This is a genomic window from Methylobacterium phyllosphaerae (assembly GCF_001936175.1).
Classification (GTDB): domain Bacteria; phylum Pseudomonadota; class Alphaproteobacteria; order Rhizobiales; family Beijerinckiaceae; genus Methylobacterium; species Methylobacterium fujisawaense.
In genome coordinates, this window is sequence record NZ_CP015367.1 from 2,096,988 (window position 1) to 2,110,715 (window position 13,728).

Consider the following 13,728-nt stretch of genomic DNA (forward strand, 5'->3'; position numbering starts at 1 on the left):
TTGCAGCGCGAAGGGGCCGGCGGTTTCCCGCCGGCCCCCTGCCGTGTCCGAGATCTCGGCCTGTCAGTTCGCCTGACGGCGCAGGAAGGCGGGGATCTCGAGCTGATCGTCGTCCATCATCCGGGGCTGCGCGGAGACCCGGCCCTGCGCGTCGAGGTTGCCCTGGGCCGGGCGGTATTGCGGCACCGCGGGCGCGGCCGGGGCACGGGGGGCCGGCGGCACGTGGGACTGGGCCATGTGCGGCTGGGCCATGTGCGGCTGGGCCAAATGCGGCTGCGGGGCGGCGGGAGAGGCCGGCCGGGCTGCCGGGGCGCCCTCCATGTCCTCGCGGCGGCCGCCGAAGCCCACGGTGGCGAGCCGGCGCAGCAGCGAGGTCCGCTTGGATTCCGGAGCGGCCTCCTCGGCCGCGCGGTTCGCCATGATCTGGGTCTGGGCGATCGGCGGCAGCTCGTGGATCTGCGGCATGCGCGGAGCGCGGGCGAGCGGCGTGCCCGTCGGGGCGGCGGGACGCGGCGGCACGAACGGGCCGGCCTCGATGGCGGGGGCCGGCTCGGCCCGCTGCGGTGCGGGAGCCGGGACGAACGGTGCCGCGGCGCGCGCCTGGGCCGGGGCGAGCACGACGTCGTCGCGGGTCACCGGCGCGGCGCTCTCCATGCGGCTCTCGATCCGCGGCTCGGCCCGCATCTCCGTGCTGGGCTGCGGCGCGGGGGCCGGCGCGGCCGACTCGGTGCGGATGCTCGGCACCGGCGAGGCGGCGCGAGAGCGGGCCTCGGCGCGCAGGCGCTCGGCAACCTCCGCGATGCGCTGCTCGGTCTCGGCGATGGCCGGGTTGTTGGGCGAGTTCGCCGAGATCAGCAGCGGCTCGATGCCGGTGGCGACCACTGACACGCGGATGATGCCGTCGAGGCTCTCGTCGAAGGTGGCGCCCAGGATGATGTTGGCGTCCTGGTCGACTTCCTCGCGGATGCGGGTCGCGGCCTCGTCGAGCTCGTACAGGGTCAGGTCCGAGCCGCCCGTGATCGAGATCAGCAGGCCGCGGGCCCCCTTCATGGAGACGTCGTCGAGGAGCGGATTGGCGATGGCCGCCTCGGCGGCGCGGTTGGCGCGCTTCTCGCCGGAGGCCTCGCCGGTGCCCATCATGGCCTTGCCCATGCCCCGCATGATCGCGCGGACGTCGGCGAAGTCGAGGTTGATGAGGCCTTCCTTCACCATCAGGTCGGTGATGCAGGCGACGCCGGAGTAGAGCACCTGGTCGGCCATCGCGAAGGCGTCCGCGAAGGTGGTCTTCTCGTTGGCGACCCGGAACAGGTTCTGGTTCGGGATCACGATCAGGGTGTCGACCGCGGCCTGCAGCTCCTGGATGCCGGATTCGGCGGTGCGCATGCGGCGCATGCCCTCGAACTGGAACGGCTTCGTCACGACGCCGACCGTCAGGATGCCCATGTCGCGGGCCGCACGGGCGATGACCGGAGCGGCGCCGGTGCCGGTGCCGCCGCCCATGCCGGCGGTGATGAAGCACATGTGGGCGCCCGAGAGCTGATCACGGATCTCGTCGATCACCTCGTCGGCGGCGGCCGAGCCGACCTCCGGGTGCGAGCCGGCGCCGAGGCCCTGCGTCACACCCAGGCCCATCTGGATCACCCGCTCGGCCTTCGAGGAGGTGAGCGCCTGGGCGTCCGTATTGGCCACGACGAATTCGCAGCCGAGCAGGCCCGACTCGATCATGTTGTTGACGGCGTTGCCGCCGGCGCCGCCGACGCCGAAGACGGTGATGCGGGGCTTGAGTTCCCGGATGTCCGGCGCCTGGAGGGTGATGGCCATGGTGTCGAGCCTCTCGCTAACTGTGCTTTCCGTGCGACGCCTGGGCGCCGGATACTCTTCGATCCGCCCGTCCGCGGGGGCGGATGCGAAACCCTAGAAGCTGTCCCGGAGCCAGCGGCCGACCCGGTTCAGGTAGTTGTCGGTTCCGGTCGCCGCGAAGGCGCCGTGCCCCCGCGGCTCGAAATGCTCGGCATGCGCCACCTGCGGGTAGACCAGCAGGCCGACCGCCGCCGAGAAGGCCGGGCCCTTTGCGGCTTCCGGCAGACCCCGGATCCCGAGGGGCCGTCCGATTCGCACCTGACCCTGGAGGACGCGGCGGGCGACCTCCGGCAGGCCGACGAGCTGGCTGGCGCCGCCGGTGAGAACCACACGCCGTCCGGCCTGGGCCGCGAAGCCCGCGTCCCGCAGGCGGTCGCGGACCAGCTCGACCACCTCCTCGACCCGCGGCTTGATGATCCGCACGAGCTGCGAGCGCGGGATGTGGGCCGGGGCCTCGCCCTCGTCCTCGCCGACCCCGTGCACCGCGATCATGTCGCGGTCGTCGGAAGGCGTGGACAGGGCCGAGCCGTAGAGGGTCTTCAGCCGCTCGGCCGCGGCCATCCGGGTGGAGAGGCCGCGGGCGATGTCCATGGTGACGTGGTGCCCGCCCACCGCCAGGGCGTCCACGTGGACGAGGTGCCCGCCGGAGAACACGCCGACGCTGGTGGTGCCGCCGCCCATGTCGACGACGCAGACGCCCATCTCGGCCTCGTCGTCCACGAGCGCGGAGAGTCCGGCCGCGTAGGGCGTGGCGATCACCGCCTCGACGCCGAGGTGGCAATGCTCCACCGCCAGCATGACGTTGCGGGCGGCGGCCAGCTCGCTGGTGACCACGTGCAGGTCGACGCTGAGCGCCTCGCCGATCATGCCCGACGGGTCGATGACGGCGCCCTGCCCGTCCAGGGCGTAGCCGGTGGGCAGGGCGTGCAGCACGGCCCGGCCGGGGCTGACGCCGTGGGCGCTCGCGGTCTCGAGCACCCGCTCGACGTCGCTGCCCGTGACGGTGCCGGAGCGGACGTTCACCCGCGCCTGGAAATGCTGAGAGGCGAGCCGGCCGCCCGACATGTTGACGATGACCGACTGGACCTCGACCTTGGCCATCCGCTCGGCGGCGTGGACCGCCTGACGGATCGCGCCCTCGGCGGCGGCGAGGTCGACGATGGCGCCGCCCTTCAGGCCGAGCGAGCGCTGGTGGCCGATGCCGATGATGCGCGCGAGGTGGGTGCGCCCGCGCAGCGTGGTGAGCGCCTCGGCGGGCTGCAGCTCGGCGATGAGGCAGACCACCTTGCTCGTGCCGATATCGAGCACCGAGAGGGTGGTCGAGCGCCGGGCGGAGAGCGGCTTCAAGCGCGGCGTGAGGCCGTGTTGGCTGTGCATTGACGCTACCGGACGCGGGAGGCGGGACGGGCGGAGATCGACAGGAAGGGCATCAGCTGGCCGCGCCCTTCTTCTTCGCCTTCTGGGCTTCCGCACGGGCGGCGGCGGCCTCCTCGGTCAGGCGCACCACGAGGCGGTCCGGCATGCGCAGGTCCACCGCGATGATGTCCTTCTCAAGCAGGCCGGCCTCGCGCTCGAACCGGACGAGGCGGGCGAGCGCCGCGGCCGGGTCGGCCTCGGGCAGGCGCACGTCGATGCCGTCGAACTTGAGGGTCCAGCGCCGACCGGACACGTAGGTGCCGGCCTTGATCCGCTCGGCGAGCGGTCCGGCGGCGGCGATGAGGGCGAGATATTCCGGAAGCTTGGTGTTGGCGTCGTCGCCGACCACCAGGGGGAGGCTGGCATAGCGGTCGTCCCGCATGGCGTCGATGACGGTGCCGTCGGCGGCGATCACGCTGATCTCGCCGTTCTTCTGCCAGAGGGCCGCGGGCTCGCGCTCCACCTGGGTGATGGCGATCTCGTTGGGATAGATCTTCCGGACGGAGGCCTGGGCGATCAGCGGCACGCGCAGCAGCCGCTCGCGGACCTCGTTGACGTCGAGGAAGGGAACCGAGGAGCGCCAGTCGATGCCGGCGGCGGCCAGCACCTCGCGCTCGTACATCCGGGAGATGCCCGAGATGGTGACGCGCTCGACGCCGAAGCCCGCGACGCGCGCCGCGATGTCGAGGGGACGGCCCTGCTCCGCCACGAAGGCGTCGTAGCGGCCACTCGCCACGAAACCGGCGAGCGCCATGGCGGCGGCGGACACGGAGACCGCCACCACGCCGACGCCGCGCGGCAGGCGCTCGCTCAGGCGCTGACCCGAGCGAGCCCGGCGGACCGAGAGCGACCGAGGCGAGACGCGGCCGGCGAGCCGGCCCAGGATCGCGCCAGCGAGGCGCGCGGGACCGGTCCGGCCGGCGGCGTCGCCGCTCAGCGATTCAGGGAAGCGTCCTCCACCATCCATCGGACGAGCTCACCGAAACTCAGGCCCGCATGGGCCGCCATCTCCGGCACAAGGCTCGTCTGGGTCATGCCGGGTTGCGTGTTGACCTCCAGCACGACGAGCAGACCGGTTCCACCCGGTGTGTCGTCGTAGCGAAGGTCGGCACGGCTGACGCCCCGACAGCCCAGTGCTTGATGCGCCGTTAACGACAGTTCTTGGACACGCTGGTAAACATTTGGTTTAAGTTCGGCCGGGAGCACGTGCACCGACCCCCCCGGGGCGTATTTAGCGTCGTAGTCGTACCAATCCCCCGTCGCGGCCTTCACCTCGATCACGCCGAGGGCCCTGTCGCCCATCACCCCGCAGGTGAGCTCGCGGCCGGCTATGTAAGGTTCTACAAGGACTTGCTCGCCGAACGTCCACTCCTCGGAGGCGAGGATCTGGGGCGGGTGCGAGCGCCCGTCGCGCACGATGATCACACCCACCGAGGAGCCCTCGGCGATGGGTTTCACCACATAGGGTGGCGGCAGGGGGTGTGTCCCGGCGGCCTCACGACGGTTAACGATCCGGCCTTCCGGCACGTCGACGCCGGCCGCGCGCATGACGGTCTTGGCCTGCTCCTTGTTCATCGCGAGCGCCGAGGCGAGGACGCCGGAATGGGTGTAGGGGATCCTGAGGATCTCCAGGAGACCCTGGATCGTGCCGTCCTCCCCGTCCGGGCCGTGCAGCGCGTTGAAGGCCACGTCCGGCTTGAGCGCCGTCAGCACGGAGGCGATATCGGGACCGACATCGACCCGGGTGACCCGGTAGCCCTCGCCTTCGAGGGCGTCGGCGCAGGCCTTGCCGGAACTGAGCGAGACTTCGCGCTCGGCGGAGGTGCCGCCCAGCAGGACGGCGACGTGCTTGGACATCAGGGCACCTCGAATAGGTCGGCTTCAAACAGACTCTGCAGGGACCGGACGGTCACCGGTGGCAGACGAGCACCGTATCCCGGCCGCATCGGCGAGACGGGAACACCGCGCTCACCGGGGGGCGGCCGCCGCGCCGATCCGCCGGATCTCCCAGCGCAGCTCGACGCCGCTCGTCTCGCGCACCCGGCGACGGACTTCCTCGCCGAGTCCCTCGATATCGGCGGCGGTCGCATGGCCGGTGTTGATCAGGAAATTGCAGTGCATCTCGCTGACCTGGGCGCCGCCCCGGGTCAGGCCCCGGCAACCGGCGGCGTCGATGAGCTGCCACGCCTTGCCGCCCTCGGGATTGGCGAAGGTCGAGCCGCCGGTCCGCTCGCGGATCGGCTGGGCGGCCTCACGGGCGGCCGTGACCCGCTCCATCTCCGCCTCGATGGCGGCCCGGTCGCCGGGCTTGCCCCGGAACAGGGCGCTCGTGAAGATGACGTCCTCCGGGGCATCCGAATGCCGGTAGGAGAAGCCCATGTCGGCGTGGCTGAAGGTGCGCAATGCGCCCCGGCGGTCGATTCCGCGCGCTTCCACCAGCACGTCGGTGGTCTCGCCGCCATGCGCGCCGGCATTCATGCGCAGCGCGCCGCCGATCGAGCCCGGGATGCCGCGGTAGAAGGCGAGCCCGTCGAGACCGGCCTCGGCGGCCGCCTTGGCGAGGCGCATGTCGGGAACCGCGGTGCCCACGGCCAGCGTGTCGCCGTCGATCGCGACGCTGCCGAACGCCTTGCCGCCGAGCCGGACCACCACGCCCGGCACCCCGCCGTCGCGGACGATCAGGTTCGAGCCGAGACCGATGACCGTGACCGGCACGTCGGGGTCCAGGGTGGCGAGGAGGCGCGCCAGATCCTCCTCGTCGGCCGGGGTGAACAGGACCTCGGCGGGGCCGCCGACCCGGAACCAGGTGAGGTCGGCCAGCGGCTGGTCGGCGAGCAGGCGCCCGCGAAGATCGGGCGCGGCGGCGCGGATTCGGTCGTGGAGGGATGCGGTCATCTTTGGATCTCCCCGCTCCCCGCCTGCGGGGAGAGGGATGCGACGACCGTGTCGTCGCATCGGGGCGGCAGCCGAGGGTGAGGGGGCGGCTCCAGCTGTGGCTCGACTGAAGCCGCCCCCTCACCTTCGCCCTTCGGGCGGTCCGTGCCGACGACGGGGTCGTCGCGACCCTCTCGCGGCAGGCGGTGAGTTGAGGGCGGCACGGACAAGATCGTGTCTCGGACGCGGGCGACGGTGTTCACGATCCCGGCATTCCAGAACCCCAGGACGCGAGAGTCCTGTGCGGTCAGCCACGGGGCCCGAACGCCATGGTCGCTGTCCGCGTGGTGGTCGCCATTCCGCTCGCCAATCAGGCGTGACGTTCGGCAGTCGAACTCCGCGACAGAGCGCCTGATCGATTCCTGCCGGACGACCTCGGCCCCGCCGAGACGCCGGTCCCGCAAGCGGCACCGGAGACGGCGCTCGGCCTCGGTCAGTGATCCGCGCAGGCATCGCCGGAAACGGGTCGGTTCCGGATCGGCCCCGCGCATCCCCTCACCGTCCCCGCGCGGCCAATTCGCCCGGCAGCGCGTAGGCCCATTGGGTGATCGTACCGGCCCCGAGGCACACCACGTAGTCGCCCGGCTTGGCGAGCTCCGCGATGATCCCCGAAAGTTCCTCCGGCCGCTCCAGCGCCCGGGCGTCGCGGTGGCCGCGGGAGCGCAGGCCCGCCACAAGGCTGTCGCGGTCGAAGCCCTCGATCGGCGTCTCGCCGGCCGCGTAGACCGGCGCCACGATCACCGTGTCGGCATCGTTGAAGCAGGTGCAGAAATCGTCGAAGAGCGATTGCAGCCGGGTATAGCGGTGTGGCTGCACCACGGCGATCACGCCGTGCTCGGTCGAGGCGCGCGCGGCCTTGAGCACCGCCTTGATCTCCACCGGATGGTGTCCGTAATCGTCGAAGATCGTCGCGCCGTTCCACTCGCCGGTGCGGGTGAAGCGCCGCTTGACGCCGCCGAAGCCGGCGAGCGCCTGGCGGATCGCGTCGGGCTTCACGCCGAGCTCGTGCGCCACCGCGAGCGCCGCGGTGGCGTTGAGCGCGTTGTGCTTGCCCGGCATCGGCAGGACCAGGTCCTCCATCTCCATCCGGTAGCCGGGGCGGCGGTCGCGGATCATCACCCGGAAGCGGCTCTGGCCGCCGCGCAGGTCCACGTCGATCAGGCGCACGTCCGCCTGCGGGTTCTCGCCGTAGGTGATGATCCGCCGGTCCTCGATATGGCCGACGAGATCCTGCACCACCGGATGGTCGATGCACATCACCGCGAAGCCGTAGAACGGGATGTTGTCGATGAACCGCCGGAACGCGTCCTTCACGGCATCGAACGAGCCGAAATGATCGAGATGCTCGGGGTCGATGTTGGTGACGATGGCGACGTCCGCCGGCAGCTTCAGGAAGGTGCCGTCGGACTCGTCGGCCTCCACCACCATCCAGTCGCCCTCGCCCATGCGGGCATTGGTGCCGAAGGCGTTGATGATGCCGCCGTTGATCACCGTCGGGTCGAGGTTGCCGGCCAGCAGCAGCGTCGCGACCAGCGACGTGGTCGTGGTCTTGCCATGCGTGCCCGCGATGGCCACGCAGGACTTGAAGCGCATCAGCTCCGCCAGCATCTCGGCCCGGCGCACCACCGGCAGACGGCGCTCCCGGGCGGCTTGCAGCTCGGGATTGTCGCGCTGGATCGCCGTGGAGACGACGACCAGGGCCGCCTCCTCGACGTTCTGGGCGTCGTGGCCCACGAAGGTGCGCATGCCCTTCTCGGCGAGACGGCGGACATTGGTGTTGTCCGAGGCGTCCGACCCCTGCACCGTGTAGCCGAGGTTGTGCATCACCTCGGCGATGCCGGACATGCCGATACCGCCGATGCCGATGAAGTGGATGGGTCCGAGCTTGTCGGGCAGCTTCATGGGTCGAACCGTCTGGTGTCGGGATCGCCGGTGCGGAATCCCGGGAGGATCAGGTGCGGGCGGCCGTCTCGACGACGACCTCGGCCAGCCTCTCGGCGGCGTCATGGATGCCCGCGCTTCTGGCCGCATCGGCCGCTGCGGTCAATTTTGCCGGCGTCTCGAAGCAGGCCGTGAGGTCCGCGGCGAGGCGCTCGGGCGTGAAATCCGACTGTTTCACCGCCAGCGCCGCGCCGATCGCGTCGAGGGTCGCGGCGTTGGCGGCCTGGTCCTGATCCAGCGAGCCGGGCAGCGGGACCAGGATCGCCGGGCGGCCGATCGCCGCCAGTTCGGAGACCGTCGAGGCGCCCGAGCGCGAGACCACGAGGTGGCTCGCGGCCATGCGGGCCGGCAGGTCCTTGAAGAAGGGCGCCGCCTCGATCCCCGCGAGACCCATGGCGAGGTAGCGGTTCTGCACCGCCGTCAGGTCCTCGGGCCGGACCTGCTGGACGAGGTGCAGCCGGGCGCGCAGCGCTTCGGGCAGACGGGCGATCGCCTCGGGCACGACCTCGCCCATGACCCGGGCGCCCTGGCTGCCGCCGAAGACCAGGAGCCGCAGGGCGTCATCCGGACCGAAGGGGGGATACGGGATCTTCGCCGCCTCGATCACCGCCGGGCGAAGCGGGTTGCCGGTGTGGATCCGCGGGGCTTTGGCCTTCTCGGGCACGCCGCGCACGTCCTTGAAGCCGGTGGCGATGGTGCGGGCGCCCCGCGCCAGGAAGGCGTTGGCCCGGCCCATCACGGCATTCTGTTCGTGCAGGATCGTCGGCACGCGCAGGATCTGGCCGGCCAGCACCGGCGGGACGGTCGGATAGCCCCCGAAGCCCACGATGGCGGCCGGGTTGATCCGTCGGATCTCCTTCGCGGCCACGCCGAAGCCGCGGCCGAGCGTCAGCACGGCGCCGGCCCGCTTCAGCGGCGAGCGGCCGGACGGCGTCGCCGAGGCGATGGTGACGACCTCGGAGGCCGGGAACTCGGACGCGATGGCATCGACCCGGGCGTCGGTGGCGAGGGCCACCCGGATGCCGCGGGCGCGCAGGGCGTGGGCGAGGCTCTCGGCCGGGAACAGGTGTCCGCCGGTGCCGCCCGCGCAGAGCAGGATCGTGGGGGTGAAGACCGTCACCGCATCACTCCGGCGACGGTGGCGGGCGCGGTGCCGGGGGGCTTCTGGCTGAGCATCACGGTGCGGGGGCGCTTGCGGGTCAGGGCGACGAGGAAGCCGGTGCCGAGCGCCAGCGAGATCAGCGAGGAGCCGCCGTAGGAGACGAAGGGCAGCGTCATGCCCTTGGCGGGCATCAGCTGGGTGTTCACCGCCATGTTGATGCAGGCCTGGAGGCCGAACAGCGTGGTCAGGCCGGTGATCGCCAGCCGCGAGAAGGTGTCGTCGGTGCGGCGGGCGAGCTTGAGGCCGCGCAGGACGATGAAGGCGAACAGGGCCACGAGGCACAGGCAGACGATCACGCCGAACTCCTCGCCGGTGACCGAGAAGATGAAGTCGGTATGCGCGTCCGGCAGGTGGCGCTTGGCCACGCCCTCCCCCGGCCCGGTCCCGAACCAGCCGCCCGAGCGGAAGGATTCCCGCGACCAGAAATCCTGGAAGCCGCCGCCGGAATCCCGGTCGAGGAACTTGTTGAAGCGCTCACGCACGTGATGGAAGAACAGATAGGCAGCGAACACGCCTCCGAGGCCCAGCACGCCGAGGACGGCCACCCAGATCAGGTGGAGGCCGGCCACGAAGAACAGCGCGCACCACACCATGGTAATCAGCATGGTCTGGCCGAAATCGGGCTGGAGCAGCAGCGGCACGATGGTGATCGGCAGCAGCAGCAGGGCGAGGATCCCGCCCGGCATGTCGCGGCGCTGGGCGCCTTCCGAGAAGGCCCAGGCGGCGACGACCACGAAGGCGGGCTTCACGAATTCCGAGGGCTGCAGGCCGAAGGAGCCGAACTGGATCCAGCGGTGCGCGCCCTTGATCTCGGGCCCGAACTTGCCGGCGAGCAGGCACAGGACGACGCCGCAGACCCAGGTGACCAGCGCGAGCCGCCGGATGCCGCGCAGCGACAGGAACGACACCGCGCAGATCAGCAGGATGGTCGGCGCGAGGTACATCGCCTGCCGGTTGAGGAAGTAGAAGGTCGGGAGGCCGATGCGTTCGGCCACCGGGGGGCCGCCGCCCATCAGGAAGACCAGACCCGCGATCATCAGCGCGAACAGGGCCGCGAGCAGACCGCGGTCCACGGTCCACCACCAGTCCGTCAGGGGCGTGCGTTCCGCGCGTGACATCATGCCGGGCAACGACTCCAGGCCGCGCGGATGCCGATCCGCGCGGGTCGGGCCTGATCCTGTGCAGGAATGGTAAACGGAGCCTTATGGTCGCCGCGTGGGCTTTCGGCCGCCGCGAAACCGGCCTGCGGTGGAGTGCTGTATTCGACCGGTTTTATACTGGTATAAAGACACCCTATGTTAATCTTCCCATTGCAACTTTCAGGTGTACCCCCGGCGGGTCGAGGCGCGCTGCGCCTGGCCCGCCCAGAGGAAGCCGACGCGCCATGTTTTCTGCCCTGAACGTCCGTGAAGCGCATGCCAAGCTCGCGGCCCTCGACCGGGTTCAGGGCGTGATCGAGTTCGATCTGGCCGGGCGAATCCTCTCGGCGAACCGCAATTTCCTCGACGTCGTCGGGTACACGCTGCCCGAGATCGTCGGGCAGCACCACAGCCTGTTCATGGATTCGGCCCAGCGGGACGCGCCGGACTACCGGGCCTTCTGGGAACGCCTTCGGTCCGGCGCATTCGAATCCGGTCAATTTCAGCGGGTGGGCCGCGGCGGCCGGCCGATCTGGATCCAGGCCTCGTACAATCCGATGCTCGACGTCCGCGGCCGCCCCTACAAGGTGGTGAAGTTCGCCACCGACATCACGCAGCAGCGGACCGAGGAGGCCGACCGCGCCGGCCAGATCGCCGCGATCGACAAGGTGCAGGCGGTCATCGCCTTCGATCTCGACGGCACGGTGACGGCGGTCAACGACAATTTCCTGACCGCGATGGGCTACACCCGCGACGAGGTGATCGGGCAGCATCACAGCCTGTTCGTGGACCCCGCCCACCGCGAGAGCGAGGGGTACCGGGCCTTCTGGGCGGCCCTGCGGAACGGAACCTATCAGGCCGCCCAGTTCCGGCGGATCGGCAAGGACGGCCGCGAGGTCTGGATCCAGGCCTCCTACAACCCGATCCTCGATGCCGCCGGACGCCCCTACAAGGTGGTGAAGTTCGCCACCGACATCAGCGATCAGGTCCGGCTGCTCGCCAATCTCCGGACGCTCATCGACCAGAATTTCGGCGAGATCGAGCAGGCGGTGACGCATTCGACGAAGGCGGCCGCGCTGGCCTCGTCGGCGGCGGATTCCACCTCCGGCAACGTCCAGACCGTCGCGGCCGCGGCCGAGGAACTCGCGGCGTCGGTGGCGGAGATGTCCCAGAGCATCGTGCGCTCCCAGGGCGCCACCGACACCGCCTATGCCTGCGTCCAGGACGCGGATGGCCACACCAAGCGCCTCGCCGAGACCGCCACCGCGATGACCGGCATCGTCGGCCTGATCCGGGATATCGCCGGCCAGATCAACCTGCTGGCGCTGAACGCCACCATCGAGGCCGCCCGGGCGGGGGCGGCGGGCCGCGGCTTCGCGGTCGTGGCCTCGGAGGTGAAGGCGCTGGCCGATCAGGCGGCGCGCGCCACCGGCCAGATCAACGGCGAGATCGCCAGCGTGCAGCGCGTCTCGCAGGAGGTCGTGCAGGCGCTCAGTTCGATCGGATCCTCGGTCTCGGTGATGCGCGAGACCGTGGTGGCCACCGCGGCCGCCATCGAGGAGCAGAGCACCGTGACCCGGGACCTCGCCGAGAACATGCAGAGCGCCGCGGGCGCCGTCACGGCCATCACCGGCAATATCGGGGCGATCGTCCAGTCGGTGGCCAACGTCTCGCAGGCGGTCGGCACCACCCGCGACGCCGCCAAGGTTCTCGCGCGCTGAGAGCGGCGCACCCTCAGGGCAGCGCCTGGACCAGCTCGCGGAAGCGGTTGCCGCGGATCTCGAAGTTCCGGAACTGGTCGTAGGACGCGCAGGCCGGTGACAGCAGCACCACCGGCTCCGGCGCGCCCGAGGCGGCGGCGTTCTCGGCAGCCTTCGGGACGGCGTTCTCGAGGGTCTCGCAGCGGGTGTAGGGCACTGCGCCCTCCAGGGTCGCCGCGAAGGCATCCGAGGCGGCGCCAATCAGGTAGGCGTGGGCGACCCGCTCGAAATACGGCACCAGCGGGAAGATGCCGCCCTCCTTGGCCTTGCCGCCGAGGATCCAGTGGATGTCCCGGAAGGCGGTGAGCGCCTTCTCGGTGGAATCGGCGTTGGTCGCCTTGGAATCGTTGACGAACAGGACGTGGCCGCGCCGTCCCACCTCCTCCATCCGGTGCGGCAGGCCCGGAAAGGACGTCAGACCCGCCTGGATCTGCTCCGGCGACAGGCCGAGGGCCCGCGCCACCGCCACCGCAACGCCTGCATTCTGCCAGTTATGTGCCCCCCGGAGGGAGCCGATCCCGTTGACGTCCGCGAGCGCCGTGCCGTCGACATCGCGGACGATCCCCTCGCGCACCGTCAGCGCGTCGGTGCACAGCACGTCGCCGTGGGGCACGTGGACGCGCACGAGGTCGGCGCCGCGCCGGTCGGCGATCGCCCGGCTCGGCGCGTCGTCGATGCCGACCACCGCGAGGCCGGCGCCCTGGATCAGGCGCTCCTTGATGGCCGCGTACTGCTCCATGGTGCCGTGGCGGTCGAGATGGTCGGGGGTGATGTTCATCAGCACGCCGACGCTCGGGTCGAGGCTCGGCGTCAGGTCGATCTGGAACGACGACATCTCGATCACATGGACGCGGTCCGCCGCGGGGGGCTCCAGCGACAGGATCGCGGTGCCGATATTGCCGCCCATCTGAACGTCGCGGCCCGCCTGGGCGAGGACATGGGCGATCAGCGCCGTGGTGGTCGACTTGCCGTTGGTCCCGGTGATCGCCACGAACGGCGCCCCCGCCGCCTGGGCCCGCCGCTCCCGGCAGAACAGCTCGATGTCGCCGATGATCGCGACGCCCGCGTCCCGGGCGAGCCGGACGCTCCAGTGCGGCTCGGGATGGGTCAGCGGCACGCCCGGGCTGAGCACGAGGGCGGCGAAGCCGGACCAGTCGGCCTCGCGCAGGTCCCGCGTCTCGATCCCGGCCTCCCGCGCCCGCGCGAGGCTGTCGGCATTGTCGTCCCAGGCCTGCACCCCCGCGCCGCCGGCCTTCAACGCCAGCGCCGTGGCAAGTCCGGAGCCGCCGAGTCCGAACAGGGCGACGGTCTTTTCCTGGAAGACGGTGACGGGGGTCATGCGGAACTCTGGATGCGGCAGCCGAACCCGGCCGATCCCGCCCGCCGTCTCATCCCGTCGTGCCGGCGCGCAGCGGAGGTCTCGAAGGGCTCCAGGGATCGCGTGGCCGGCTGGAGGGCTCCTTCGAGGCTGCTGCGCAGCACCTCAGGATGAGGGCGAGCGTGGGATCGCCCACTT

At 71.1% G+C, this 13,728-nt stretch carries 11 protein-coding genes; 1 reads left to right on the plus strand and 10 read right to left on the minus strand.

The window, feature by feature from the left end; translation table 11 throughout:
- Positions 1-63: 63 nt before the first annotated feature.
- From ftsZ to MCBMB27_RS09385, 9 genes are all read right to left on the minus strand, one after another.
- Positions 64-1,821: a cell division protein FtsZ gene (gene ftsZ, locus MCBMB27_RS09345; RefSeq protein WP_075380272.1), complete on the minus strand. Its 1,758-nt coding sequence runs from the start codon at positions 1,819-1,821 to the stop codon at positions 64-66.
- A gap of 93 nt (positions 1,822-1,914) precedes the next feature.
- Positions 1,915-3,237, minus strand: a complete 1,323-nt coding sequence (gene ftsA / locus MCBMB27_RS09350) for a cell division protein FtsA (protein ID WP_043384227.1) — start codon at positions 3,235-3,237, stop codon at positions 1,915-1,917.
- Positions 3,238-3,289: 52 nt separating this feature from the next.
- Positions 3,290-4,243, minus strand: a complete 954-nt coding sequence (locus MCBMB27_RS09355) for a cell division protein FtsQ/DivIB (RefSeq protein ID WP_043356333.1) — start codon at positions 4,241-4,243, stop codon at positions 3,290-3,292.
- Entirely contained in the window at positions 4,210-5,133 is a 924-nt protein-coding gene (locus MCBMB27_RS09360; protein WP_075380273.1) for a D-alanine--D-alanine ligase, read from the minus strand. Before MCBMB27_RS09360 ends, MCBMB27_RS09355 begins: the two co-directional genes overlap by 34 nt.
- Before the next feature lie 111 nt (positions 5,134-5,244).
- Positions 5,245-6,171, minus strand: coding sequence for a UDP-N-acetylmuramate dehydrogenase (gene murB, locus MCBMB27_RS09365; RefSeq protein WP_053608386.1), 927 nt, complete (start codon positions 6,169-6,171; stop codon positions 5,245-5,247).
- The gene (locus MCBMB27_RS09370; protein ID WP_075380274.1) at positions 6,168-6,701 is read right to left on the minus strand and encodes a DUF559 domain-containing protein; all 534 of its coding nucleotides are present in this window, start codon (positions 6,699-6,701) and stop codon (positions 6,168-6,170) included. Before MCBMB27_RS09370 ends, murB begins: the two co-directional genes overlap by 4 nt.
- A 4-nt stretch (positions 6,702-6,705) precedes the next feature.
- On the minus strand, positions 6,706-8,112 hold the full coding sequence (gene murC, locus MCBMB27_RS09375; protein WP_043356325.1) for a UDP-N-acetylmuramate--L-alanine ligase: 1,407 nt from the start codon (positions 8,110-8,112) through the stop codon (positions 6,706-6,708).
- A gap of 49 nt (positions 8,113-8,161) precedes the next feature.
- Positions 8,162-9,271 (minus strand): undecaprenyldiphospho-muramoylpentapeptide beta-N-acetylglucosaminyltransferase, encoded by a 1,110-nt coding sequence (murG, locus tag MCBMB27_RS09380; protein WP_075380275.1) that lies wholly within the window; start codon positions 9,269-9,271, stop codon positions 8,162-8,164.
- Complete coding sequence (locus MCBMB27_RS09385) at positions 9,268-10,434, minus strand: FtsW/RodA/SpoVE family cell cycle protein (RefSeq protein WP_043356321.1); 1,167 nt, start codon at positions 10,432-10,434, stop codon at positions 9,268-9,270. Before MCBMB27_RS09385 ends, murG begins: the two co-directional genes overlap by 4 nt.
- Before the next feature lie 263 nt (positions 10,435-10,697).
- Between MCBMB27_RS09385 and MCBMB27_RS09390 the strand changes: the two genes are divergently transcribed.
- Positions 10,698-12,173, plus strand: coding sequence for a methyl-accepting chemotaxis protein (locus MCBMB27_RS09390; RefSeq protein ID WP_053608389.1), 1,476 nt, complete (start codon positions 10,698-10,700; stop codon positions 12,171-12,173).
- A gap of 13 nt (positions 12,174-12,186) precedes the next feature.
- Here the strand turns inward: MCBMB27_RS09390 and murD are convergent, their stop codons facing one another.
- Positions 12,187-13,551, minus strand: a complete 1,365-nt coding sequence (gene murD / locus MCBMB27_RS09395) for a UDP-N-acetylmuramoyl-L-alanine--D-glutamate ligase (protein WP_043384245.1) — start codon at positions 13,549-13,551, stop codon at positions 12,187-12,189.
- Positions 13,552-13,728 lie beyond the last annotated feature (177 nt).